The following is a 25,474-nucleotide window of genomic DNA, read 5'->3' on the forward strand; positions in this document are numbered from 1 at the left end:
CATGAGCGGTCCGGCGCGGCGGAAGCGGTGGGGATGGGCGGCGGCGGTACTGGCAGGAGGCCTGTTGCTGGGCCTGGTCGGCTGCCGCAACGACAGCGGGCAGTTGCCCAAGGCCAGCGGTGAAGCCATCACCACCAAGGCCGAGCAGGTGAAGGAGTTCACCCTGCTGCGTGCCTACCCGGACCAGAAGAATGACGGCCTGTCGCTGGCGCTGGAGTTCTCGCGCCCGTTGGTCGGCACCCAGGATTTCGACACACTGGTGCGCTTCGAAGAGAAGGTCGGCACCGATGACAGCAGCTGGACCCTGTCCGATGACGGCCTGACCCTCCGTTACCCGTTCGTCGAGGCCGGCAAGGAGTTCAGTCTTGTGGTCTCGGCCGACCTGCTGGCCGCCGATGGCAGCCGCCTGGGCAAGGAGCTGAAGCAGAAGGTGTTCAGCGGCGAGTTGAAGCCGGTGGTCGGTTTCGCTTCGCAGGGCAGCGTGCTGCCGGCCAAGGACAGCCGAGGCCTGCCGGTGGTGTCGGTGAACGTGCCCGAGGTCGACGTCGAGTTCCTGCGCGTGCGCGAGAAGGACCTGCCAACTTTCTTCAGCCAGTACCAGCGCGGCGGCCGCCGCGGCAGCTGGGAACTGAGCAGCGACTACGAGCGCAGCCCGATCAACAAGCTGGCCGAGCCGGTCTACGTCAACCGCTTCATCCTTGGCGGCAAGCAGAACGAGCGGGTGCTGACCTACCTGCCGACCCAGGACATCAAGGAGCTGCAGGAGCCGGGACTGTACTTCGCCCTGCTCAAGCGCACTGGTGACTATGAGGGCGAGTTCGATACCGCGTTCTTCTCGGTCAGCGACATCGGCCTGCATACCCGTGCCTACAAGGACAAGCTGTTCGTGCACACCGCCGGCCTGAAGGACGGTGCGCCGCTGAAGGGTATCGACCTGCGCGTGCTCGATGCCAAAGGCGAGGTGGTACTGAAGGGCAGTACCGACGGCAACGGCAATGCGTTGCTGAACTACACCCTGGATGCCACCCACGTGCTGGTTGCCAGCAGTGGCAAGGACACCAGCTTCCTGCCGTTCAACCAGCCGGCGCTGGACCTGAGCGAATTCGCCGTGGCCGGCCGTGACAACGCGTGGTTCGATGTCTACGCCTGGTCCGGCCGCGACCTGTACCGCCCAGGCGAGACCGTGCGCCTGTCCGCGCTGCTGCGCGACAACGACGGCAAGCCGGTCAAGGCGCAACCGGTGTTCCTGCGCCTGAAGCAGCCTGACGGCAAGACCTTCCGCGAGACCCGCCTGCAGCCGGGCGAGCAGGGCTATATCAACTTCGAGCAGGTCATCCCCGCCGAGGCGCCGACCGGGCGTTGGCAGGTCGAGTTCCGTACCGACCCGGCCAGCAAGGAAGCGATCCAGGGCATGACCCTGCGCATCGAGGAGTTCCTGCCCGAGCGCATGAAGCTGGACCTGGACAGTGCGCAGAAGACGCTGAAGCCGGGCGAGGAACTGCGCCTGCAGGCCAATGGCGCCTATCTGTATGGTGCGCCGGCCGATGGCAACCGCTTCACCGCGCGCATGGCGGTGGCTGCCGAGCAACAGCCGGTGGAGGGCCTGCCGGGCTACTTCTTCGGCGACCCGACCCTGCAGCTGCCGCGCGAAGCCAAGGACGTGATCGATACCACGCTGCCGGCCAACGGCCAGCTGCGCGAGGACGTAGCGTTGCCAGAAGAGGCGGCCAAGGCCAAGGCACCGATTGCCGTGGTGCTGTCCGGCAGCCTGTACGAGACGGGCGGCCGTACGGTCACCCGCACCTTGAAGCGGGTGATGTGGCCGGCCAATGCGCTGGTGGGCGTGCGCCCGCTGTTCAATCCCGAAGATGGCGCCGATGCCAACGGCAATGCGCGCTTCGAGCTGATGCGCGTGGACGCGGTGGGCAAGCCGCAGCCGGCCAAGGGCCTGAAGATCACCCTGGTGCGCGAGCTGCGCGACTACCACTGGACCTTCAACGACAACCGCTGGGACTACGACTTCACCCGCCGTTTCGAGAACAAGGAAACCCGCACCGTCGATGCCGGCAGCAGCGCGGTCGCCTTTGACTTCCCGGTGGAGTGGGGCGAGTACCGGGTGGACGTGTTCGATCCGTCCACCGGCCTGACCAGCCGTTACCCGTTCCGTGCCGGTTGGAGCTGGGGTGATGACAACCGGGGCCTGGATGCACGCCCGGACAAGGTCAAGCTGGGCCTGGACAAGACCGGCTACAAGGCAGGCGACACGCTCGAGGTGACGGTGACCCCGCCGCACGCCGGCAAGGGCATTCTGATGGTCGAGACCGACCGCATGCTGTACGTGCAGGACATCGACGCCAAGCCGGGTTCGACCTTCAAGATCCCGGTCACCGCCGACTGGGAGCGCCACGACGTCTACATCACCGCGCTGGTATTCCGTGGCGGCAGCGCGCCGAGCAAGATCACCCCGGCCCGTGCCGTGGGCGTGGTGCACGTTCCGATGGACCGCAAGGGCCGCACCGTGGCGGTCGGCCTGGCGGCGCCCAGGCAGATGCGCCCGGAGCAGGACCTGCCGGTGACCGTCAGTGCGCCGCAGCTGGCCGGCAAGACCGCGCACGTCACCGTTTCGGCCGTGGACGTGGGCATCCTCAACATCACCCGCTTCCCGGTGCCCGATGCCGGCGCGCACTTTTTCGCCCAGCGTCGCCTCGGCATCGATGCCTACGACATCTACAGCCGTGTGATCGAGAGTTTCGACGGCGGCGCCGGCAAGCTGAAGTTCGGTGGCGACATGGCGCTGCAGGCATTGCCGCAGGCCAAGCGCCCGACCGCGCGCGTGCAGACCGTGGACCTGTTTTCCGGCCCGGTGCAGCTTGACGCCAAGGGCATTGCCCGCATCCGCCTGAAGGTGCCGGACTTCAACGGCACGCTGCGCGTGTCGGCGCTGGTCTACAGCGATGACCAGTACGGCAAGCGTGACGTGGAAACCGTGGTGCGCGCGCCGATCCTGGCCGAAGCCAGCATGCCGCGCGTGCTGGCCCCGGGCGACCGCAGCACGGTGACCCTGGACGTGCAGAACTTCACTGGCAAGCCGGGCCAGTTCAACGTGAAGGTGGAAAGCGAGGGTCCGCTGAGCCTGGGCGAGGGCAGCCGCAGCGTGCAATTGAATGCCGATGCCAAGACCACGCTGAGCTTCCCGTTGTCCGCACGCGAGGGCCACAGCGTGGCCAAGGTGAGGGTGCGCGTGGACGGCAACGGCTTCAAGGCCGATCGCCGCTACGACCTGCCGGTGCGTGCGGCGTGGCCGCAGGTGCTGCGTTCGCAGGTGCGCACGCTCGACCCGCTGGCCGCGGTCAGCCTCGACAACAGCGTGACCGAGGGCCTGATGGCCGAGTCGGTGAACGCGCGCCTGCTGGTCAGCCCGTTGCCGCCGATTCCGTTCGCCAGTGCACTGCAGGGCGCGTTGAACTATCCGTATGGATGTGCCGAGCAGACCACCAGCAAGGGCTACGCTGCGCTGATCCTGGACCAGGCCACCTCGTCGATGCTCGGCGCCGATGGGCTGGATGCCAAGACCCGGCGGGAGCGCATGGAAGGCGCATTCGGCCGCCTGGCATCGATGCAGGTGGCCAACGGCAACTTCTCCATGTGGGGTGACGACGGCTACGTGAACCCGTGGCTGACCCCGTACATCACCGAGTTCCTGCTCGATGCCAAGGATGCCGGTTTCGCGGTGCCTGACAATGTCCTGCAGAAGGCGCTCAACCGCCTGAGCGAGGACCTGCTGTCCGGTGGCAACCCGTTCTACGGCCAGGACGACCGCGAGAAGCTGAAGTTCGCCAACCAGGCCTACTCGGGCTATGTGCTGGCGCGGGTCAACCGCGCACCGCTGGGCACCCTGCGCACGCTGTACGACAACGAGCGCAGCAAGGCGGTCGGTGGCCTGTCGCTGGTCCATCTGGGCGTGGCGCTGTCGCTGCAGGGCGATGCCAAGCGTGGCCAGGCGGCGTTGGCGGCAGCCTTCGCCAAGTCCAGCAGCGAGCGTCCGTCGTACTTCGGCGACTACGGCAGCGCGATCCGCGATGATGCGCTGATGATCGCGCTGACGCACGAGAACAAGCTGGCCAAGCCGGCCTGGGACGCGCGCGCGGTCGATCTCGGTCGCGGCCTGGATGCGCGCCGCAATGCGGGCTGGATGTGGCTGAGCACGCAGGAGCAGGTAGCCATCGCCCGCCTCGGCAAGGCACTCGCCGCCAACCAGAAGGCGCTGGTGGCCGGTGAACTGGTGATCGGTGGCAGCACCGAAGCGATCGGCGAGCGCAAGCTGTTCGGCCGCAACTTCAGTGCCAGCGAACTGGCCAGCGGCGTGCGCTTCACCCCCCAGGGCCAGCCGCCAATGTTTGCCAGCATCGACGTGGCCGGCATCCCGCGCAGCGCACCGGCGCCGGACAACAGCGTGCTGGGTGTTGAACGCAGCTACTTCGGCACCGATGGCAAGCCGTGGACGCCGCGCCCGCTGAAGGAAGGCGAAGCGTTGATCGTGCGCGTCACCGTCACTGCCGACACCACAATGCCGGATGCGCTGCTGACCGACCTGCTGCCGGCGGGCCTGGAGATCGAGAACTTCAACCTCGGTGATGCCAAGCAGTGGGCCGACGTAGTGGTTGATGGCATCACCATCAGCGACCGCAGTGAAGCGGCCGATACCAAGCACGAAGAGTTCCGCGACGATCGCTACGTGGCCGCGCTGAAGCTGTCGCGTGGCAGCAAGGCCAACGTGTTCTACCTGGTGCGTGCGGTGACCCCGGGGACCTACTCGGTGCCGCCGCCGCTGGTGGAGGACATGTACCGGCCGCAGCTGCGTGGCGTTGGCCGCAGCAACCCGACCACGATCACGGTGGTGCAGCCGTGATCGCACGGATGGGCCGCGACGGCGCGGCCCGTCCTGCGGGCAATGTGCAATGAAAGACGCAATGGAAAACCGGCTGGCGGCCCTGCGCCGCCAGCTGCAGCCGCTGTGGCCGTGGCTGCGCTGGGGCACCGCGGCGCTGCTGGCGCTGCTGCTGGTGCTGGATCTTGCCTTCCCGCCACCCTTGCCGAAACAGCGCGACACCAGCACTCTGGTGGTATCGGCGGACGGCACGCCGCTGCGCGCCTTTGCCGATGCCGAGGGCGTGTGGCGCTATCCGGCCTCGATCGACAGCGTGTCGCCGCTGTACCTGCAGGCGCTGCTGACCTACGAAGACCGCTGGTTCTGGACCCATCCGGGCATCAATCCGCTGGCGATCCTGCGGGCAAGCGGCCAGCTGCTGCGCGGCGGCCGCATCGTGTCCGGTGGCTCGACCCTGACGATGCAGGTCGCGCGCATCCTCGATCCGCATTCGCGCACCCCATGGGGCAAGCTCAAGCAGATGCTGCGCGCGGTGCAGCTGGAAGTGCACCTGAGCAAGCGGCAGATCCTGGCGCTGTATCTGGAGCGCGCGCCCTACGGTGGCACCATCGAAGGCGTGGAAGCGGCCAGCTGGGCGTACCTGGGCAAGCCGGCGGCGCAGCTGTCGCATGCCGAGGCCGCGCTGCTGGCGGTGCTGCCGCAGGCGCCGAGCCGGCTGCGGCCGGACCGTCATCCGGAAGCGGCGCAGAAGGCGCGCGACAAGGTGCTGTCACGCATGGCCGAACTGGGCGCATGGACACCGGAAGAGGTGGACGACGCGCGCATCGAGAACGTGGTGGCGCGCTCGCTGCGGCCGCCGCTGCACGCCGCGTTGCTGGCGCAGCGCCTGCATTCGGCGCATCCGGGCCAGGCTCGCATCCAGAGCAGCATCGACATCGGCCTGCAGCGCACGCTGGAAGAGCGCGTGGCCAGCTATTTCTCGACGCTGCCCGAGCGTACATCGGCGGCGCTGCTGGTGGTCGACAACCAGACCCTGCAGGCGCGTGCCTATGTCGGCACGCTGGCCTTCGGCGACCGCCAGCGGCTGGGCCATGTGGACATGGTACAGGCGTGGCGTTCGCCGGGGTCCACGCTCAAGCCGTTTCTGTACGCGATGGCGCTGGATGATGGCCTGATCCATTCGGAGAGCCTGCTGGTTGATGCGCCGCAGAGCTTCGGTAGCTATCGGCCCGGCAACTTCGACATGGCGTTCAACGGACCGGTCGGCGCGTCCAGCGCGCTGCGGCTGTCACTCAACGTGCCCTCGGTGGACCTGCTGCAGCGGGTCGGCGCGGCGCGCTTTGCTGCGCGCTTGTCGCATGCCGGCATCCAGCTGCGCTTCCCGCCGGGCAGCACGCCCAACCTGTCGTTGATCCTCGGCGGCACCGGCGCGCGACTGGAAGATCTGGTGGGTGCCTTCGCCGCGCTCAACCGCAACGGCATCGCCGGCCGCGTGCGCTACACCGATGACGAGCCTATGATCGAGCGGCGGTTGGCCTCGCCGGGTGCCAGCTGGATCGTGCGTGAGATGCTGGAGTCGAATCCGCGGCCGGGTTATGGCGTCGGCACGTTCGACGTCGGTGGGCGTCCACGCGTGGCGTGGAAGACCGGCACCAGCTACGGCTACCGCGACGCCTGGGCGATCGGCAGCACTCGCCACTATACGGTAGGGGTATGGGTAGGGCGGCCGGATGGCACGCCGTTGCCGGGGCAGTACGGCGCGGTCACTGCGCTGCCGTTGATGTTCGAGGTGGTGGACAGCCTGCCGCGCCAGCGCGGTGACTCGGCGGCTGCGCCGATGCCGGCCAGCGTCAGCCGGGAAGACATCTGCTGGCCCACCGGCGAGCGTGCCGAGGCCCTGCCTGCTGCGCTCTGCCAGCGCAGGATGCCGGCCTACCTGCTCGACGGCGCGGCACCGCCGACCTTTCCCGAGCGCGAGGCGCGGCGCTGGCAGCCAGGGCGGCAGCGTTTCCTGGCAGACGCCCGCAGCGGGCTGCGCGTGTCGGCCGATTGCCGCTTGCCGCATGAGGAAGTGGAGCGCGAGATCGCACGCTGGCCGGCGTTGCTGTCACCGTGGCTGCCCAAGGCCACGCGCGAGGCCTCGCAGCTGCCGCCCTTGTCGCCGGATTGCCGTGACGATGGCCGCGAAGCCAGCGTCGCGCTGCACATTGATGGCCTCAATGACGGTGCCGCATTGGCGCGTGCACCCAATGCCGAACATGGCGTACGCCTGCAGCTGCGCGCGCTGGGCAGTGAGCAACGCGTGGACTGGCTATTGGACGGTCGCTGGATCGCGCACACGCAAGGCGCGCAGTTGATGCAGCGCGAGTTTGCCGATCCCGGCACATACACCCTGACCGCGCTGGCGGCCGACGGCGCCTGGACGCAGGTGCGCTTCACCGTCCTGCGGTAGGCGCCGGCCGCCCGTAGAGTCGAGCCCATGCCCGGCTGCTCCTGCGACGTGTGTGCAGTGCTCAGCCGGGCATGGGCCCGGCTCTACAACGCCGTAGGTGGCAGCGAGCGCGTGGCGTAGCCGCTATTCCCCGATCCACCCATCCAGCAGATCGGCGAACTCGTCGGCGTGTTCTTCTTCCTGCGCCAGGATTTCCTCGAGGATGCGCTTGGTGGTGGTATCGCGGTCGCCGATGAAGTTGATCATCTCGCGATAGCTGTCGATGGCGATTCGCTCGGCCACCAAGTTTTCGCGCACCATGTCGCGCAGGTCGCTGCCTTCCTTGTACTCGGCATGCGAACGCGCGGTCAGCGTATCGGGGTTGAAATCGGGTTCGCCGCCGAGCTGGACGATGCGCTCGGCCAGTTTGCCGGCGTGTGCCTGTTCCTGCTGTGCATGCTCCAGGAACTCGGCCTTGACCGCGTCGGCCAGCATGCCCTTGGCCATGAAGTAATGCCGGTAATAGCGCAGCACGCACACGTACTCGGTGGCCAGTGCATCGTTGAGCAGCTTGATCACCACCTCGCGGTCGGCGCTGTAGCTGTCGGTGATCGCGCCGTCCTCGATGTTTCGCCGGGCACGATCACGCAGGGTATTGCGGTCGCTGATGCCGGGAACCTTCGGGGCGGGCTTGGGGGCTTTGGCTGGCTTGCTGGACATGGCTGGCCGTTTCCTTATGCGGTGGAAAAATCAGGTGGGCAGGTGCTCCAGCACGTACTGGGCTGAAGAGATTTCGAACTGGCCGGGTTGTTCGACCCAGGCCGCGCGCACCACGCCATCGACCACGTACAGCGCGAAGCGGCGCGAGCGGATGCCCATGCCCGAGGCAGTGGCATCGAGTTCCAGGCCGAGCGCGCGGGTCAGTTCGGCATTGCCGTCGGACAGCATCAGCAGACCGTCAGGCACGCTCTGCTGGGCGGCCCAGGCCTTCATCACGAACGGGTCGTTGACCGCCATGCAGTAGACGTCGATGCCGCGCTGGCGGAAGTCCCGGAATTTCTCGACGTAGCCGGGCAGGTGGCGCGCCGAGCAGGTCGGGGTGAACGCACCGGGCACTGCAAACAGCACCACCTTGCGCGCGTCGAACAGCGAATGCGTATCGAGCGTCTCGATGCCCTCGCGGATGCGCTTGAGGGTGACTTCCGGAATGCGGTCGCCAACGTGGATGGTCATGGTGAACTCCTTGCAGGGGCATGCTAATGGCCAGCATGGGACAGGGGTGTCAAGACATTGGAAAACCGGCGTGCAGGCCCCATCTTCAACCTTTGCCGCGCGGGCTTCCAGCCATAGCCTGGGGTAGGCCGATGGCAGGGGCATTGCGCAGGATCAGTCGGCCTCACCGGGGCCGCACGAGCGCCGGCGTAGCATCGCCTGCGCGTAGAATGAACCCGGGGCGGCGCCACCGGCGCGGCCGAAGCGAATCGAGGTAGCTGGATGGAATTCAAGGATTACTACGCCACCCTGGGGGTGGAACCGAGCGCGGGCGAGGCGGAGATCAAGACCGCCTACCGCCGGCTGGCACGCAAGTACCACCCGGACGTCAGCAAGGAAGCCGGGGCCGAGGACAAGTTCAAGGCGGTCAACGAGGCCTACGAGGCACTGCGCGATCCGGAGAAGCGCGCGGCCTACGACCAGTTGCGCGCGCAGGGTTACCGCCCGGGCGAGGAGTTCAACGTGCCGCCGAACTATGGCGGCGCCGGTGGCTTCAACTTCGAAGAAGTGTTCGGTGGTGGTGGCGCCAACGGCGGCTTCAGCGATTTCTTCGAAAGCCTGTTTGCGCGCCAGCGCGGCGGGGCGGGCGGTGGACCTGGTCCGGGCTTCAGCAGTCATGGCCACGCGCCCAACCGCGATACCCGTGCCAAGCTGTCTGTTCCGCTGGAGGCCGCCTACAGCGGCGACAGCCTGCGCATCACCGTCAACGGCAAGCAGCTGGACGTGCGCGTGCCCAAGGGCATCCGCCCGGGCCAGGTGATCCGGCTGGCGGGGCAGGGCAATCACGGTGGCAACCTGTTGCTGGAAGTGGAGTACGCCGCCCACCCGCAGTTCGAAGTGGACGGGCGCAATATTCTGCACACCCTGCAGGTGACGCCCTGGCAGGCTGCGCTGGGCACCAGCATCAGCGTGCCGACCCTGGGCGGCAGCGTGGAACTGAAGATCCCGGCCGAGTCCGACGCCGGCCGCAAGCTGCGCCTGCGCGGTCGCGGGTTGCCGGGCAACCCCGATGGCGATCAGATCGTGGAGTTGGAGATCGTGGCCCCGGCCGCGACCGAGGATGCGCAGAAGAAGGCGTACCGCAATCTGGCCAAGGCGTTCGGCGAGTCAATCTGAGGCGTTGGTAGGTAGAGTCGAGCCATGCTCGACTCTACAGACGTGTGCCAACCAAGGTTGGCACCTGCCGGGAACCTCTCAGCCCTGCCCGGCGAACACGCGTTCCAGCACCTCGGACAGTTCGTCTTCCGAGAACGGCTTGGTGATGTAGGCCTTGGCGCCCTGGCGCATGCCCCACATGCGGTCGGTGTCCTGGTCCTTGGTGGTCACCAGGATCACCGGAATGTGCCGGGTCGCCTCGTCGCGGGCGAGGGTGCGGGTGGCCTGGAAACCGTTGAGGTTGGGCATCACCACGTCCATCAGGACCAGGTCGGGCAGCTCGGCCTTGGCGGTCTCGACCCCGGCGGCGCCATCGGTGGCGGTCAGGATCTGGTGCCCGAGCTTCTCGACGATGCGCTGTATCCCCAACAGCTGCGACGGTGAGTCGTCGACGATCAGAATGCGTGCCATGTTGTTCCCCATGTAATGCCCGCAGTGTAGTGCGGCCACATTACCGGCGGGAGGGGCGGCCCTGCCGTCCGTCGCCTGCCTGCGACGTTCAGTCGATCCGCACCACGGTGCGACCCAGCGATCCACCGGCCAGCATCCGCTCGAAAACGCTGTGCAGGCCATCCAGGCCGATCTCGGCGGTGCAGATGCGTTCCAGGTGCTGCGGCTTCCACGCATTGCCCAGGCGTGCCCACACCTCTTCGCGCAGCCTGCGCGGCGCATTGGCCGAGGATACGCCCAGCAGCGAGACGCCGCGCAGGATGAACGGCATCACCGTCACGTCCAGCGCCGGGCTGGCGGCCAGGCCGGCGCTGACCACGCTACCGTAGGGCACGGTCTGCGCCAGCAGGCTGGCCAGCAGGCTGCCGCCGGCATTGTCCAAGCCACCGCCGAAGCGTGCCGACTGCAGCGGGCTGGTATCGGCCAGAGCGTCGCGCGGCAGCACCTCGGCGGCGCCAATGCTGCGCAGGAAGTCGGCCTGTTCGGGTTTGCCGCTGATCGCGTGCACCGCGTAACCGGCACGGCTGAAGATCGACAGCGCCAGCGCACCTACGCCGCCGCTGGCCCCGGTCACCGCCAGCGGACCGAGGTCCGGGGTCTGCCGGTTGTCCTGCATGCGCAGCAGTGCGAGCGCTGCGGTGAAGCCGGCGGTGCCCAGCACCATCGCCTCACGCGGGGTCAACCCGGCAGGCTGCGCGATCACCGCGCTCGATTCCAGCCGCACGTACTGGCTGTAGCCGCCGTCGCGCGTCTCGCTGAGGCCGCAGCCGGTGGCCAGCACGGCATCGCCTTCACGCCAGGCCGGGTCGGTGCTGGCGACCACGGTGCCCGCCACGTCGATACCGCCCACCAGCGGGAAGCGGCGCAGAATCCGGCCCTTGCCAGTGCCGGCCAGCGCGTCCTTGTAGTTGACCGACGACCACTGGGCGCGGATCAGCACCTGGCCGGGGTTGAGGTCGTCCAGGCCGAGCTGGGCCAGGCCGCTGCGGTAGCCGGCATCGTCGTTTTCGATGCGGAAGGCGGTAAACGGGGTGGTGGGGGCCATCGGCGTTGCCTGACTTCGAGGAAAACGCCACCTTACCCGCTCGGGGCCCTTTCGATCCTGCCGATCCGCCCCATCTTGTATGATCGGTGATGGTTTCACGGCTGGTGGTGCGGGAAGGGCCCGCGCCGCAGCCCAAATCTTGATGGAGCGTGCATGGCCTGGAATACACCCGGCGGCAACAAGGGCGGACAAGGCCCCGAGGACAATCGACGCGGGCCGTTCGGGTCGCGCGGCGGTGGCAATGGTGGAGGCTGGGGCGGACTGCCCGGGCCGCTGAAGGACCTGTTCGACGGCGGCATCGTGCGTTGGATCGTGGCGGCCGTGGTGTTGCTGGTGCTGTTCTCCAGCTTCCAGCTGATCGGCGAACAGCAGCGTGGCGTCGTGCTGCGCTTCGGCCAGTTCTCGCGCATCCTGCAGCCGGGCCCGAACTTCAAGCTGCCGTGGCCGATCGAATCGGTCACCAAGGTCAACGCCACCGAGATCAAGACGTTCTCGATCCAGGTGCCGGTGCTGACCCGCGACGAGAACATCGTCAATGTCTCGCTGAATGTCCAGTACCGCATCGACGACCCGCAGCAGTACCTGTTCGGGACCGTGGATGCCAACCAGGTGCTGGAGCAGTCGGCGCAGAGCGCGGTGCGTGAGGAAGTCGGCCGCGCCGACCTCAACGCCGTGCTGAACAACCGTGGTCCGCTGGCCGTGGCCGCCGAGGAGCGCCTGCAGGCGTTGCTGAAGGCGTTCAAGACCGGCCTGACCGTGACCGGCCTGACCCTGCAGGACGCCCGTCCGCCGGAAGAAGTGAAGCCGGCCTTTGACGAGGTCAACGGCGCCCAGCAGGTCAAGGAACGCCTGATCAACGAAGCCCAGGCCTACGCCGCCAAGGTCGTGCCGGAAGCCCGTGGCCAGGCCTCGCGCGCCCGTACCACCGCCGAAGGCTACAAGCAGGCCGTGGTGTCCAAAGCCGAGGGTGACGCGCAGCGCTTCAGCCTGTTGCAGGCCCAGTACAAGGACGCCCCGGAAGTGACCCGCAAGCGCCTGTGGCTGGAGACCGTGCAGCAGGTGCTGAGCGAGAACCGCAAGGTGATCGGCGGCGATGGCCGCCAGCTGATCTACGTGCCGATGACCGGCGATACCCGTCCCACCACGTCGGCCCCGCCCGGCGTCACCAACCCGGAGGTGGTGATGCCGTCGCTGCCGGGTACGGCGGTGGAACAGTCCCGTGATCCGGGCCGGCCGGTGGGCCGCCCGACCGGGCGACCGAGCGGCCGTGAGGAGGGCAGCCGATGAAGAGTCCAATCTGGATCGCCGTGATCGTGGCGGTAGTGCTGGGCCTGCTCGGCTCGGTATACGTGGTCCGTGAGGACCAGACTGCCATGGTGCTGAACCTGGGCAAGGTGGTGCGTTCGGATATCAAGCCGGGCCTGCACTTCAAGGTGCCGGTGGTGGAGACGGTGAAGGTCTTCGACCGCCGCTTCCAGGTGCTAGACACCGCCCCGGCGCGTTACTTCACCGCCGAGCAGAAGGACGTCAGCGTCGACTTCTTCGCCATCGGTTACATCTCCAACGTGGGTGACTACTTCCGTGCCACTGGTGGCGATCCGCGTATCGCCAATGCCCGCCTGGCACCGATCATCACCGACTCGCTGCGCAACCAGATCAACTCGCGCACCCTGCAGCAGCTGGTGTCCGGCGACCGCAGCGAGCTGATCGCCGAGCAGCTGAAGGGGATCAACGAAGCCGTTGCCGGCTTGGGCATGCAGATGATCGACCTGCGCATCAAGCAGGTGGACCTGCCGACCGACAGCCAGGTGATCAACGACGTGTACGAGCGCATGCGCGCCCAGCGCAAGCAGGAAGCCGCCAAGCTGCGTGCGGAGGGCGAGGAGCAGTCGCTCACCATCCGCGCCCAGGCCGACCGTGACAGCACCGTGCTGATCGCCGAAGCCGAGCGTGATGCCCAGCGCCTGCGCGGTGAAGGCGATGCCGATGCCGCCCGGATCTACGGCAAGGCCGGCTCGGCCGACCCGTCGTTCTACGCGTTCTATCGCAGCCTGGAGGCCTACCGTGGCTCCATGACCGACGGCAACGGCGTGATCGTGCTGGACAAGAACGACCCGTTCCTGCAGTACCTGAAGAACGACCGCTGAGGTCGCAGGGCAATACCCCACGGGGCCCGGCCAGATGCCGGGCCCCGTGCTTTTTCCGGAGTTCCCCATGAAAGATCTGTTCGCTGCCCTGTGCCTGGTGGCGGTGCTGGAAGGCCTGTTCCTGTTCGTCGCCCCGTTCGCCTGGAAGCGCATGGCCGAGCGCCTGCTGGACCTGCCCAGCCCGGCGCTGCGCAGCTTCGGCGGGCTGGTGCTGCTGGCCGGCCTGAGCCTGCTGTGGTGGGCCCGCCATTGAGAGGGGGGGCCGCCCGCTGGCCGGCACGACCGGGCGGGGCGGCTGACCGGCCGGTAAAGCCGCCCGCCGGAAAGGTGGCACCGGACCCTGGAAACCCGGATAATGCACAAAAGCCGGACGGGCCTCCCCCGTTCGGCTTTTTCCGTGTCTGGGCCTTCCATCGCCGGCAGCTCCCCGTTTGGAGCCGCCCTCCAGGTGCTGGCCAGCCCTGCCACGGTTTACCCGTCCGCGGCCCCGATGGCCGCAACAAAATCGAGGAGCCCGTCATGGGTCAGTCTGTCGTAGTGTTGGGTGCCCAGTGGGGCGATGAAGGCAAGGGCAAGATCGTTGATCTGCTCACTGAGGAAATCGGCGCCGTGGTGCGCTTCCAGGGCGGCCACAATGCCGGCCACACCCTGGTCATCAACGGCAAGAAGACCGTCCTGCACCTGATCCCGTCGGGCATCCTGCGCGACGATGCGCTGTGCCTGATCGGCAACGGCGTGGTGATCTCGCCGGCCGCGCTGCAGAAGGAAATCGCCGAGCTGGAAGCCTCCGGCGTGGAAGTGCGTTCGCGCCTGAAGATCTCGCCGGCCGCGCCGCTGATCATGCCGTACCACATTGCCCTGGACCAGGCGCGCGAACGCGCTGCCGGTGGCAAGGCGATCGGCACCACCGGTCGTGGCATCGGCCCGGCCTACGAAGACAAGGTGGCGCGCCGTGGCATCCGCATCGCCGACCTGCACTACCCGAAGCAGCTGGAAGAACTCCTGCGCACCGCGCTGGACTACCACAACTTCGTGCTGACCAAGTACCTCAACACCGACGCGGTCGACTTCCAGAAGACCTTCGACGAAGCGCTGGCGTTCGGTGAGTACGTGCAGCCGATGAAGTCCGACGTGGCCGGCATCCTGCACGACCTGCGCAAGCAGGGCAAGCGCGTGCTGTTCGAAGGCGCTCAGGGCGCACTGCTGGACATCGACCACGGCACTTACCCGTACGTCACCAGTTCCAACACCACCGTCGGTGGTGCGCTGGCCGGGTCGGGCGTCGGCGCCGATTCGATCGACTACGTGCTGGGCATCGCCAAGGCCTACGCCACCCGCGTCGGCGGCGGCCCGTTCCCGACCGAGCTGGACGACGAAGTCGGCCAGGGCATCCGTGACCGCGGCGCCGAGTACGGTGCCTCGACCGGCCGTCCGCGTCGCTGCGGCTGGATGGACATCGTCGCGCTGAAGCGTGCCGTGGCCATCAACGGCATCAGCGGCCTGTGCATCACCAAGCTGGACGTGCTCGATGGCATGGAAAAGCTGAAGGTCTGCATCGCCTACGAATACAACGGCAAGCGCACCGAGTACGCGCCGCTGGACGCGCAGGGATGGGAAGAGTGCACCCCGGTGTACCTGGAGTTCCCCGGCTGGAGCGAGAACACCCACGGCATCACCAACTGGGACGACCTGCCGCCGGCCGCCCGTGCCTACCTGCGTTCGCTGGAAGAGCTGGCCGGTTGCCCGATCAGCATCGTCTCCACCGGCCCGGACCGCGACCACACCATGGTCCTGCAGGATCCGTTCGCCTGAGGGCGTGACTGGTAGCGCCGGGCCACGCCCGGCGTCGCTGAAAGAAGAAGCCCCGCGAAAGCGGGGCTTTTTCGTTACTGTGTCGGCGGGGCCGGCGATGAAGCGAAGCGATGACCAGGATGCCAGCGTGAAAGGCGAGACCGTGGTGCGGATCACCCTGTGGGTGTTGTGGAGCCTGTGGGGCGTCGCCTGCGTGGTGCTGGCGCTGGGCGCCATCGCCAATCATCTGGCCTCGCGCACCCAGACCCTGCCGCTGCTGCTGAGCCCGGGCGCGACGGCCGAGGTCACCGTCTACCGCTTCATCGATGACCAACTGCGGCTGCGACTGCGCTATGCCGCGGACGGTACTCAGGCTGACCCTGAAGTTCTGCTGCGCATCGATACTCCCTCCGATCATGGAGACTTCCGCGCGGGAGAGCGTTCGGGCGTGGCCGGGCAGGGCATCAACCGCAGGCTGGCATCGGTTAAATCCAGCGGCCTCACGGCGCCCTACTTCGGCTATGGCCGCGGCGATGCATTGCCGCGCGGCCGTTCATGGCTGCGGGTAACCGTGCTGGAGGTGGACCCGGCTCTGGCCGGCCGTGCGGCCTCGGTGGACCTGCAGCCACCGCTGGACCTGCTGAAGCTGACCGACCTGGATTACATCTGGTTGTGGCCGTTCTTCTTCTGGAAGATGGCGGCGCTGTTCCTGCTGATTCCAGGGGTCGCGTTGGCCGTCTTTACTCTGGTGTTGCGGCGCTCGCGGCACCGGGCATCAGCGCCGCCGACTTCAGCAGGGGATAGGGGTTGATCGATTCCCCCTTCCACCACTGCTTCTCCGGCCCCAGCACGTGCACCTCGAAGTGCAGGTGCGGCGCGTCGGCACTGGCATTGCCGGTGCTGCCTACATAGCCGATCACCTCACCGCGCTTGATCACCTGCTTTTCGGCCAGGCCATCGGCATAGCGCTGCAGGTGCGCGTAGTAGTAGCACCAGCGTCCGCTGGGCTCGAACTGGTAGATCGTCAGCCCACCGCGCTTGCTGTCAAACAGTTTTTCCACCGTGCCATCGGCCACGGCCAGCACCGGCGTTCCGGCATCGGCCATGATGTCGATGGCATCGTGTACGCGTCCTTCGCTGCGGGCATCGGTGAAGGTGTCGCGCAACTGCGAGGGCAGTACGCCCTGCACCGGCAGCAGCAGACCGCCCGGTGCTGCGTCCAGGCTGGCCGGCAGCGGCGCGCTCGGTGTGGTCGCTTCCGCCGTCGGCGTTGCCGCCTCGGTGGGGGGCTTTGCTGGCGAGGACGCCGCCGTGGGTTCGGCGGCATCGCGGCGCAGCCACCAGCCCAGTGCCACGCCCAGCAGCACGCCCAGCACGATCAGCTGCGAAAGACGCATTGGCTTACTCCTGCATCACCACGGGGACGGAGGTATCCACCGCATCGGCCACGCGCAGCGCATCCCAGTTGGTCATGCGCACGCAGCCATGCGATTCGGTCTTGCCGACATGGCTGGGTACCGGCGTTCCGTGCAGGCCATAGTGGGGTTTGGACAGATCGATCCAGACCCGGCCCACCGGGTTGTTCGGACCGGGCGGCAGCGTAGCCTTCTTGTCGCCCTTGCGCGCATCCCAGAACAGCTTGGGATTGTAGTGGAACGGCGGGTCACGATACACGCCGAGAATTTTCCATTCACCGATTGGCAGCGGATCATGCTGGCTGCCGGACGACACTGGCACCTGTGCGATCACCTTGTCCTGCGCATCGAGCAACTGCAGGGTGGAATCGGACTTGTCGACCACGATCTTCGCCGCCTTCGGCAATGCCGCAGGCGCGATGTTGGGTACCTGGATGCGGTTGCCAGCCTTGGCCAGATCAACGCCGGGATTGAGTGCTTTCAGCAATGCCGGCGAGGCATGGAAGCGCTCGCCGAGTGATTCCTCGACGCTGCTGTAGCCCAGCGCCTTCAGCTTTGCCTGCGCTGCGGGCGTCTTTGGAACGGCGACGAATGGCCCTGCCACGTCCTCAGCGGTGAGCGTGTGGCTGGCCAGTGGCACGACCGTATCGGCCTGCAGGGCCTTCCAGGTGATGTCGTCCAGCTCTCCGCTCGCCGTCAGGCCGTGGGCGGCCTGGAAGCCGGCCACAGCGCGGCGCTGGTTGCTGCCGACTTCACCATCGATCTCCCCCGGGGAGAAATTGGCACGATCGAGAAGCACCTGCGCGTGCAGCGGCGAACGGGTCGCGGTATCCGGTCCGGCCTTCTCGGCAATGGGTTCCGGCAGGTGGGCCGGCGGCGGCACCTGCGCGAAGGCGGGCGACACCAGCAAGGACAGGGCGAGCAGGGCGGGGCGGCGTACGGGCATGGAGATCTCCGGCAGATGGCAGCTCCACCCTGCCCGCAGAGGCTGCGCAGCCTCCGTGAAAGCAACCTGATGCCGGCATGAGCAGGGCAGCCCTGGTGTGGCCCAGGCCCTTGTCGCAGCGGTACGGGACGGGGCCTCACCAAGGTGAACGGCTGCCGACGCCCGTGCGCGTTGCCGATCAAGATTGCCGGTGGCGCGGCCGATACGGGCGCATCCCCCCGTTTTGGATACCCCCAATGAATTACTTGAGGAACGTCAGGGTTGCCTGGCGTCTTGGGCTGGGCTTTGGCCTGTTGCTGCTGCTGGTTGCCGCCGTGGTAGCCACCGGCGCCACCGCCAGTGTCGTGCAGAAGCGCGCGATGCAGCAGGTGGTCGATATCAGCGTGGCCAAGGTGCGTCTTTTGTCGCAGATGCTCGATGCCAACAACCAGATGATGGTGGTGCGGCGCGAGATGCTGATCCGCCAGGGCGATGACCGGGGCCACGATGAGCAGCGCATCGCCGATCTGGTCAAGCGCTACGAGGCCAGCTGGACCGCCTACCAGGCGCTGCCCAGCGACGCCGATGGCAAGGCCATCGCGGAAACCATCGCGGCCAAGCGGGCCATCGCGCGCCCGCTCAACAAGCAGACCAGCGAACTGATGGAGCACGGCGACTATCCCGGCGCCGTGGCGCTGACCCTGGGCCCGGTGCAGGAAGCGGCCAATGGCTGGAACAAGGCGCTGTCCGATGGCGTGGACTTCGAAGAGAAGGAAAGCCGTGAAGCGGCCGCCGAAGCGATCCGCCTGGGTGAGCGAAGCCTGCTGCAGCTGCTGGTGCTGGGCGGCGTTGCGCTGCTGGTCGGTATCGGTGCCTCGGTGATGATCGGCCGCAGCCTGACCGGCCCGCTGGCCCGCGCGGTGAACCTGGCTGAGCGCCTGTCCAAGGGCCAGCTGGACCAGGAGTTCCGTCTGGGCGGCCGTGACGAACTGACCCAGCTGGGTGAGGCGATGGCCAGCGTGCGGCAGAGCGTGCAGGCGGCCATCGGCGCGCAGCTGCAGATGGCCGAGCAGCACGAAGCCGGGGCGATCCGCTATCGCATGGACGCCGGTGCATTCCCGGGCGACTTCGGCCGCATGGTGCAGGCCACCAACAGCCTGGTCGAATCGCACGTGCAGGTGGAACTGCTGATGGCCGAGGTGATGCAGCGCTACGCCATCGGCGACCTCAGCCGCGACCTGCCGGATTACCCGGGCGAGAAGGGCACGCTGACCCGCACCCTGGCCGCTGTGAAGCAGAGCCTGATGGCGATCAACGCGCAGATCGATGAACTGGCCCGCGCCGCTCGCGCCGGCGATTTCAGCCTGCGTGGCGATGCCGCTGCGTTCCAGTACCAGTTCAAGGCGATGGTCGAGCACCTCAACGGCATGATGGCCAGTTCGCAGGCCAGCATCGCCGATGTTTCCGACGTGCTGCGCGCGATCTCGCACGGTGACCTGACCGCGCGCATGGACGGCGAGTACGACGGTGTGTTCGCGCGCATGCGTGACGACGCCAACACCACCACCGCACAGCTGACCGGCATCGTGCGTGGCATCCAGGTGGCTGCCGACAGCATCAACAACGCGGCGCAGGAACTGGCCGCCGGCAACAACGACCTGTCGCGCCGCACCGAGCAGCAGGCGGCCAACCTGGAAGAAGCCGCGGCGTCGATGGAGGAACTGACCTCGACCGTGCGCCAGAACGCCGAGCTGGCGCGACAGGCCGACAGCGAAGCGCATGCCGCCGGTGCCGCCGTGCGCGAGACCGAGCAGGCGATGGCACAGATGGCGTCGGTGATGGGTGAGATCGATCAGTCCTCGGCACGCATCTCGGAAATCTCCACCGTTATCGACGGCATCGCGTTCCAGACCAACATCCTGGCGCTGAATGCTGCAGTGGAAGCCGCGCGTGCAGGCGAGCAGGGCCGTGGCTTTGCCGTGGTCGCCAGCGAAGTACGCACGCTCGCGCAGCGCGCCGGTGTCGCCGCCAAGGAGATCAAGGAGCTGATCGAAGACGCCGCTGCCAAGGTGAAAAGTGGCCTGGCAGTGACCGTTGAATCGGAAGCCGCGATCGCACGCGTAGCCCAGGCCAGCTCGCGCACCACCCAGCTGATGAGCGACATTGCAGCGGCGAGCAAGGAGCAGGCAGCCGGTATCGAACAAGTCAACCAGGTGGTGGTGCAGATGGACCAGGTGACCCAGCAGAACGCGGCGTTGGTGGAAGAAGCCACCGCCGCCAGCCGCGCGCTGGAAGAGCAGGCGCATGCACTGACCACGTCGGTGTCGGTGTTTCAGCTGGAAGGTGCACCGGTTCCTGCTGTGTCCCGCCGCGCAGCCTGAGCCGGCTGCCGGTGTGGCGACAGGAGTACGGCCGCCTTGAGCGGCCGTATTTCGCTGGAAGAGCAGCATCCACTGCTACAGATCCTTGCTGACGCAGCTGCAGCCGAAGTGGCCGCGTGGATGAGGACGTTGCCGCGTTGAACGATGTGCTCAGCCGCGCGCGCGGGTGCGCGCGGCTTTCTTCGCTGCCACCTTGCGCACGGTCTTCTTCGCCGCGGTCTTCTTTGCGGCTTTCTTGGTGGCTGTCTTGCGAGCCGGTGTCTTCTTTGCCGCCGCCTTCTTGACTGTCGTCTTCTTCGCAGGTGCCTTCTTCGCCGCCGTCGTCTTGGCTGCGGCCTTCTTTGTGGCCGACTTCCTGGCAGGCGACTTTTTGGCAGCCTTCTTGCTGGTCGCCTTCTTCGCGCCCTTGCGGCCACTGCCACTGCGCTTGCCACCGCCATCCTGCTTGTTGACGGTGGCCCAGGCGATGCGCTCGGCTGTGCTTTCACTCGCGCCGCGCGCGCGCTCGCTTTCCTCGATATGTTCGGCCTGGCGCTTCTGCTTGTCGGTGTAGGCAGATTTGTCACCCTGGGACATGTCGTTTCTCCGGGAAGGATGATTCAGGCCAGCAGGCGCAGCTTGGGTTCGCGCGCCCACTGGCGGGTGGCCGCGGCAGCCAGGAAACCCTTGGCGTCCTCGGCCTCGACGATGCCGGCATCGTTGCCCACGCGCGCGGCCTTCAACAGCGCCTGGCCACCCGCATCGCAGGCGATCGCCTTAAGATGGGCCCAGGCATGGCTGACGAACTCCACCGCGGCCGCTTCCTTGACCAGCCCTTTGGCGGCGTCTGCGCTGAGCACCACCGCCACCGCATCGAACAGCACGGACGGCGTGCCGGCCAACTGGCCGTCGGCGGCCTGCACCTTGCCATCGCTCAGGCGCGCGCCGCCCACCTTCGGCGCGACCAGCTTCACCTCGGCGCCGGCCTTCTGCGCGGCCTTGCGCAGGCTGGCGATCAACCCCGCATCCGAGCCTTCGTCGAACAGGATGCCGATGCAGCGCCCCTGCAGCGTGTCCTTGGTACGGCCGATGATGCGCACTTCGGGAATGGCGGGCATGTCGCGTGCCGGCGTTGCGGTCGGCGCGGGTTCGGGCAGGTCTGCCAGCGCCAGTCCGTCGGCCACGCGCTTGGCCAGCGATTCATCGATGTTGCGCAGATGGCTGATCGTACGCACGCGCACCTTCAGCGTTTCCACCTTCGACAATTCGAACACCAGCGCCGAGGCGAGGTGTGCCTGCTCGGGCTTTTCCAGGCTGCGGAAGAACGCCCGCGCCTGGCTGTAATGGTCGGCGAAGCTCTCTGCACGGGTGCGCCCCTTGCGTCCGTCGTCGGCCGTGGCGTGGCTGCGGAAACCAGCCTGCGTCTCGCGCGGGCTGTCGTCTTCCAACGAACTGGGGTCATACGCCACGCGCCCCTTCGGCACCTGCATCTGCATGTGCCCATCGCGCTGGTGGTTGGCGAAGGGGCACTTGGGCGCATTGACCGGAATCTGGTGGAAGTTCGGGCCGCCCAGCCGGATCAGCTGCGTATCCAGATACGAGAACAGGCGCCCCTGCAGCAGCGGGTCGTTGCTGAAGTCGATGCCCGGCGGCACGTTGGCCGGGCAGAATGCCACCTGCTCGGTTTCGGCGAAGAAATTGTCCGGCCAGCGGTCCAGCACCATCCTGCCGATCACCTGCAGCGGCACCAGCGATTCGGGAATGATCTTGGTCGGGTCCAGGTGGTCGAACGGGAACGCTTCGGCGTCTTCCTCGCTGAACAGCTGCACGGCCAGTTCCCATTCGGGGAAGTCGCCGCGCTGGATGGCCTCGAACAGGTCGCGACGGTGGAAGTCATTGTCGGCGGCCTGCAGCTTCAGCGCTTCGTCCCAGACGGTGGACTGGATGCCCAGTTTCGGCCGCCAGTGGAACTTGACGAAGGTGGAATCGCCGGCCTCGTTCAACAGGCGGAAGCTGTGCACGCCGAAGCCTTCTATCATGCGCAGGGACCGCGGAATGGCGCGGTCGCTCATCGCCCACATGATCATGTGCATCGACTCGGGCATCAGCGAAATGAAATCCCAGAACGTGTCGTGCGCGCTGGCCGCTTGGGGGAAGGCGCGGTCCGGTTCCATCTTCACCGCGTGCACCAGGTCGGGGAATTTCATCGCGTCCTGGATGAAGAAGACCGGGATGTTGTTGCCCACCAGGTCCCAGTTGCCTTCCGGCGTGTAGAACTTCACCGCGAAGCCGCGCACGTCACGCGGGGTGTCGACCGAACCGGCGCCGCCGGCCACGGTGGAAAAGCGGGTGAACACAGGCGTCTTCGTGCCCACCTCGGTGAGCACGCGGGCGCGGGTGTACTTGCCCAGCGACCGGGTCAACTGAAAGTAGCCATGGGCGGCGCTGCCGCGCGCGTGCACGATGCGCTCGGGAATGCGCTCATGGTCGAAGTGGGTGATCTTCTCGCGCAGGATGAAATCTTCCAGCAGGGTGGGGCCGCGTGGCCCCTGGCGCAGCGAATTCTGGTTGTCGGCAACCGGGATGCCCTGGGCGGTGGTCATGGGCGGGTGCGTGCCGCCGGCGTGCAGATGCAGTTCGTCGCCTTCGCCGCGGCGCTGGCTGGGGGACGGGGTGGGTGCGCGCTTGCCGGTCTGCTTGCTGGCGGCCATCGGGAGCTCCGGGATCGAAGGACAAAGAAAGACTAAACAGTCGCCCCATGGCCGTTAACCCAGGGTCCGCCGCGGGTGAACGTACGGGCAAAAGCAGGCTCGGGTATGCTTGCCGCATGCGAGTCGAGCCCGCCGACATCGAAGCCCTGTTCGACGCCATTCCGGACGTGCTGTTCTTCATCAAGGACCGCCAGGGGCGCTACACCCACGTCAACCAGACCATGCTGCGGCGGCTGGGCCTGCGCGCGCGCAAGGACGTGATCGGGCGCACCGCGGCCGAGATCTACCCGACCGGGCTCAGCGCAGACTACGTTGACCAGGACGCGCGCGTGTTGTCCGGCGAGGTGATCGAGAACCTGATGGAGCTGCATCTGTTCGCCAACCGCGAACCGGGCTGGTGCCTGACCTGCAAGCGCCCGCTGGTGGTCGATGGGGCCATCGAGGGGTTGATCGGCATTTCCCGCGACCTCGGCCAGAAGGACAGCCTCGGCACCCAGTACGAGCAGCTGAGGTTGGCGCTGGCCCACCTCAACGCGCACTATGCCGAGAACGTGCGCATGCAGACCCTGCTGGACATCACCGGCTTCTCGCTGTCGAAGCTGGAGCGCAGTTTCCGCAAGGTGTTCCAGATGACCCCGCAGCAGGTGCTGACCCGGCTGCGGATCCAGATGGCCATGCACCTGCTGCATGGCGACGACAGCATCGCCTGCATCGGCCAGGCCTGCGGTTTCAGCGACCAGAGCGCCTTTACCCGCAAGTTCAAGGCTGAAACCGGTTTCTCGCCGCGCGCCTACCGCGCCCGTATTGGTGGCAACGTCGGCGAGCCCGCACTGGCGTGAGCCGCCTGCTGCGCTGTGCCTATCCCCGCGGGCATGGGACAGGGTAAGGTGTCGCCCCTGTAGCCCGCCGCCAGCCCCGCCGATGCCCAACTCGATTCCGACCGCTTCGCCGTCCCGCCTCGGACACTCGCTCAAGCCCCGCCAGCTGATCATGATGGGCCTGGGCAGTGCCATCGGCGCCGGCCTGTTCCTCGGCTCGGGTGTGGGCGTGCAGGCGGCCGGTCCGGCGGTGCTGGTGTCCTATCTTGTGGCCGGCGCGCTGGTCATCATCGTGATGAACGCCCTGGGCGAGATGGCGGCGGCCAAACCGACCAGCGGTGCGTTCTCGGTGTATGCCGCCGATGCCATGGGCGCCACTGCGGGCGCTACCGTCGGCTGGTTGTGGTGGGTGCAGCTGGTGATCGTGATCGCCGCCGAGGCGGTGGGGGCGGCCGGGCTGCTGGCCACCGTCTGGCCGGCGATACCGGTGCCGATGGCGGCGCTGGCCTTCATGCTGTTCTTCACCGCGATCAACCTGCTCGGGGTGAAGAACTTCGGCGAGTTCGAATTCTGGTTCGCCATCCTCAAGGTGGTGGCGATTCTGGCGTTCATTGCGATCGGCGTGGCGCTGCTGATGGGCTGGTTGCCGCAGGTGACCTCCCCGGGCCTGAGCAACTTCACCGAACACGGCGGCTTCGCGCCGAAGGGCCTGGCCGGCATCGGTGCAGCGCTGCTGGTGGTGGTGTTCGCCTTCGGTGGCACCGAGATCGTGGCCGTGGCCGCGGCCGAGACCGAAGACCCCGAACGCAGCATTGCCCGCGCCATCCGCACCGTGGCCTGGCGCATCCTGGTGTTCTACATCGGCTCGCTGGGCGTGATCATCGCCGTGGTGCCCTGGACCAGCGAGGCGCTGAAGTCACCGTTCGCGGCGGTGCTGGATATCGCCCGTATTCCGGGTGCGGGCACCGCCATCACCCTGATCGCGGTGATCGCGCTGCTGTCGGCACTCAACGCCAACCTCTATGGCGCCTCGCGAATGATGTATTCGCTGGCGCAGCGTCGTGAAGCGCCCGCCGTGCTGGGCTGGACTGATCCGCGCCAGGTGCCGGTGATCGCCGTTCTTGCCAGCGTGCTGTTCGGATTCGCCGCCACGGTGATGGAACTGCTGTTCCCGGACCGGGTACTGCCGGTGCTGCTCAACATTGTCGGTTCCACCTGTCTGCTGGTATGGACGCTGTCGCTGGTCTCGCAGCTGGTGCTGCGCCGCCGCGCCGATCGCCTCGGTACCCGCCTGCCGTTCCGCATGGCCGGTTTCCCTTGGCTGACGGTATGCGCGCTGGCGATCCTGGCGCTGATCTTCGGCCTGCTGCTGAGCGAGGCGCATACCCGCCTGCAGTTCCTGTCGATGGTGGCATTGACCGCCACGATCGCGGCTGGCAGTGCCATCGCACGGCGTATGCGCGAGGCGTGATTGGGTAAAGCCGGCCCTGGGGTCGGCTGCCGTCGCCGAATGTCCTGTAGCGCCGCCCCTATGGCCGGCTGCTTTGCGTGGTCGCCAGCCGAGCATGGGCTCGGCTCTACAACAGGCACACACTCCGCGTGGCACTGTGCAGGCAGGCCGTCATCGGCCCGTCGACCAGGAGTACCGCATGCTGCGCAGTCGCCCCTTCCTGATGTTCACCGGCCAGGCCGAGGCCGCCCTGGCCGTGTACGCCGAAGCCTTCGCCGATTTCCGCCTGCTGGCCCTGCAGCGTCACCCGGAGGGCGCTGGAGCCGGCGTACCGGGGCAGGTGCGCCAGGCCGTTTTCCTGCTCGGCGGCACCCACTACCTGTGCTTCGACAGCCTGGACGTGCACGACTTCACCTTTACCCCGTCGATCTCGCTGTTCGTCGAGTGTTCCGGTGCCGAGCAGTTCGAGCGCGCCGCGCGCGTGCTGGGCGAGGGCGGGCACTGGCTGATGCCGGTGGGCGACTATGATTTCAGCAACCGCTATGGCTGGGTGCAGGACCGCTTCGGCGTGTCGTGGCAATTGAGCCTGGGGCAGATGCCGGACCCGTGACCGGAT

General features: G+C 67.2%; 20 protein-coding genes and 1 pseudogene. 13 read left to right on the forward strand and 8 right to left on the reverse strand.

From position 1 onward, the window contains the following. Position 1 precedes the first annotated feature (1 nt). Together QZ853_RS11240 and pbpC are read left to right on the forward strand one after the other, a co-directional pair. Complete coding sequence (locus QZ853_RS11240; protein WP_295573087.1) at positions 2 to 4,909, forward strand: alpha-2-macroglobulin; 4,908 nt, start codon at positions 2 to 4, stop codon at positions 4,907 to 4,909. Positions 4,910 to 4,958: 49 nt separating this feature from the next. Continuing rightward, on the forward strand, positions 4,959 to 7,340 hold the full coding sequence (gene pbpC, locus QZ853_RS11245; RefSeq protein ID WP_295573089.1) for a penicillin-binding protein 1C: 2,382 nt from the start codon (positions 4,959 to 4,961) through the stop codon (positions 7,338 to 7,340). A gap of 123 nt (positions 7,341 to 7,463) precedes the next feature. Here the strand turns inward: pbpC and QZ853_RS11250 are convergent, their stop codons facing one another. Together QZ853_RS11250 and QZ853_RS11255 are read right to left on the reverse strand one after the other, a co-directional pair. Beyond that, the gene (locus tag QZ853_RS11250) at positions 7,464 to 8,039 is read right to left on the reverse strand and encodes a ferritin-like domain-containing protein (protein ID WP_295573090.1); all 576 of its coding nucleotides are present in this window, start codon (positions 8,037 to 8,039) and stop codon (positions 7,464 to 7,466) included. Between the two features lie 30 nt (positions 8,040 to 8,069). Beyond that, the gene (locus tag QZ853_RS11255; protein ID WP_295573092.1) at positions 8,070 to 8,552 is read right to left on the reverse strand and encodes a peroxiredoxin; all 483 of its coding nucleotides are present in this window, start codon (positions 8,550 to 8,552) and stop codon (positions 8,070 to 8,072) included. Positions 8,553 to 8,813: 261 nt separating this feature from the next. On the opposite strand from QZ853_RS11255, the gene QZ853_RS11260 reads away from it, so the two are divergent. Continuing rightward, on the forward strand, positions 8,814 to 9,707 hold the full coding sequence (locus QZ853_RS11260) for a DnaJ C-terminal domain-containing protein (RefSeq protein WP_295573094.1): 894 nt from the start codon (positions 8,814 to 8,816) through the stop codon (positions 9,705 to 9,707). A gap of 78 nt (positions 9,708 to 9,785) precedes the next feature. Here the strand turns inward: QZ853_RS11260 and pilH are convergent, their stop codons facing one another. Together pilH and QZ853_RS11270 are read right to left on the reverse strand one after the other, a co-directional pair. Continuing rightward, positions 9,786 to 10,157, reverse strand: a complete 372-nt coding sequence (gene pilH / locus QZ853_RS11265; RefSeq protein ID WP_005410644.1) for a twitching motility response regulator PilH — start codon at positions 10,155 to 10,157, stop codon at positions 9,786 to 9,788. Positions 10,158 to 10,245: 88 nt separating this feature from the next. Then, on the reverse strand, positions 10,246 to 11,241 hold the full coding sequence (locus QZ853_RS11270) for a YhdH/YhfP family quinone oxidoreductase (protein ID WP_295573096.1): 996 nt from the start codon (positions 11,239 to 11,241) through the stop codon (positions 10,246 to 10,248). Between the two features lie 153 nt (positions 11,242 to 11,394). On the opposite strand from QZ853_RS11270, the gene hflK reads away from it, so the two are divergent. The 5 genes from hflK (at position 11,395) to QZ853_RS11295 (ending at position 15,990) form a co-directional block, all read left to right on the forward strand. Beyond that, positions 11,395 to 12,528: an FtsH protease activity modulator HflK gene (hflK, locus tag QZ853_RS11275; protein WP_295573100.1), complete on the forward strand. Its 1,134-nt coding sequence runs from the start codon at positions 11,395 to 11,397 to the stop codon at positions 12,526 to 12,528. Continuing rightward, on the forward strand, positions 12,525 to 13,388 hold the full coding sequence (locus QZ853_RS11280; protein WP_010482785.1) for a protease modulator HflC: 864 nt from the start codon (positions 12,525 to 12,527) through the stop codon (positions 13,386 to 13,388). Before hflK ends, QZ853_RS11280 begins: the two co-directional genes overlap by 4 nt. Positions 13,389 to 13,455: 67 nt before the next feature. After that, positions 13,456 to 13,641 (forward strand): DUF2065 family protein, encoded by a 186-nt coding sequence (locus QZ853_RS11285; RefSeq protein WP_295573102.1) that lies wholly within the window; start codon positions 13,456 to 13,458, stop codon positions 13,639 to 13,641. Positions 13,642 to 13,907: 266 nt separating this feature from the next. After that, entirely contained in the window at positions 13,908 to 15,200 is a 1,293-nt protein-coding gene (locus tag QZ853_RS11290) for an adenylosuccinate synthase (protein ID WP_005410639.1), read from the forward strand. Between the two features lie 127 nt (positions 15,201 to 15,327). Then, positions 15,328 to 15,990, forward strand: a complete 663-nt coding sequence (locus QZ853_RS11295; RefSeq protein WP_295573105.1) for a hypothetical protein — start codon at positions 15,328 to 15,330, stop codon at positions 15,988 to 15,990. Here the strand turns inward: QZ853_RS11295 and QZ853_RS11300 are convergent. Together QZ853_RS11300 and QZ853_RS11305 are read right to left on the reverse strand one after the other, a co-directional pair. Continuing rightward, on the reverse strand, positions 15,920 to 16,576 hold the full coding sequence (locus QZ853_RS11300) for a M23 family metallopeptidase (RefSeq protein ID WP_295573107.1): 657 nt from the start codon (positions 16,574 to 16,576) through the stop codon (positions 15,920 to 15,922). The two genes, QZ853_RS11295 and QZ853_RS11300, sit on opposite strands and share 71 nt — an antisense overlap. A 4-nt stretch (positions 16,577 to 16,580) precedes the next feature. Beyond that, entirely contained in the window at positions 16,581 to 17,540 is a 960-nt protein-coding gene (locus tag QZ853_RS11305; RefSeq protein WP_295573109.1) for a L,D-transpeptidase family protein, read from the reverse strand. Between the two features lie 236 nt (positions 17,541 to 17,776). Here QZ853_RS11305 and QZ853_RS11310 point away from each other — a divergent pair, with 236 nt between their 5' ends. Beyond that, complete coding sequence (locus QZ853_RS11310; RefSeq protein ID WP_295573111.1) at positions 17,777 to 19,900, forward strand: methyl-accepting chemotaxis protein; 2,124 nt, start codon at positions 17,777 to 17,779, stop codon at positions 19,898 to 19,900. 48 nt (positions 19,901 to 19,948) lie between these two features. Then, a pseudogene (locus tag QZ853_RS20575) lies at positions 19,949 to 20,041 on the forward strand (alpha/beta hydrolase); the annotation flags it as partial. A gap of 9 nt (positions 20,042 to 20,050) precedes the next feature. Here the strand turns inward: QZ853_RS20575 and QZ853_RS11315 are convergent. Both QZ853_RS11315 and QZ853_RS11320 read right to left on the reverse strand, forming a co-directional pair. Next, complete coding sequence (locus QZ853_RS11315; protein ID WP_295573113.1) at positions 20,051 to 20,476, reverse strand: hypothetical protein; 426 nt, start codon at positions 20,474 to 20,476, stop codon at positions 20,051 to 20,053. A gap of 23 nt (positions 20,477 to 20,499) precedes the next feature. Beyond that, positions 20,500 to 22,590 (reverse strand): catalase, encoded by a 2,091-nt coding sequence (locus tag QZ853_RS11320; protein WP_249843212.1) that lies wholly within the window; start codon positions 22,588 to 22,590, stop codon positions 20,500 to 20,502. Between the two features lie 116 nt (positions 22,591 to 22,706). Here QZ853_RS11320 and QZ853_RS11325 point away from each other — a divergent pair, with 116 nt between their 5' ends. From QZ853_RS11325 to QZ853_RS11335, 3 genes are all read left to right on the forward strand, one after another. Then, entirely contained in the window at positions 22,707 to 23,429 is a 723-nt protein-coding gene (locus tag QZ853_RS11325) for an AraC family transcriptional regulator (protein WP_014038112.1), read from the forward strand. Positions 23,430 to 23,511: 82 nt separating this feature from the next. Beyond that, positions 23,512 to 24,879 (forward strand): amino acid permease, encoded by a 1,368-nt coding sequence (locus tag QZ853_RS11330; protein WP_295573115.1) that lies wholly within the window; start codon positions 23,512 to 23,514, stop codon positions 24,877 to 24,879. Between the two features lie 178 nt (positions 24,880 to 25,057). After that, positions 25,058 to 25,468, forward strand: coding sequence for a VOC family protein (locus QZ853_RS11335; protein ID WP_295573117.1), 411 nt, complete (start codon positions 25,058 to 25,060; stop codon positions 25,466 to 25,468). The last annotated feature ends 6 nt before the right edge of the window (positions 25,469 to 25,474 follow it).

It is taken from the genome of uncultured Stenotrophomonas sp. (assembly GCF_913778665.1).
Classification (GTDB): Bacteria; Pseudomonadota; Gammaproteobacteria; order Xanthomonadales; family Xanthomonadaceae; genus Stenotrophomonas.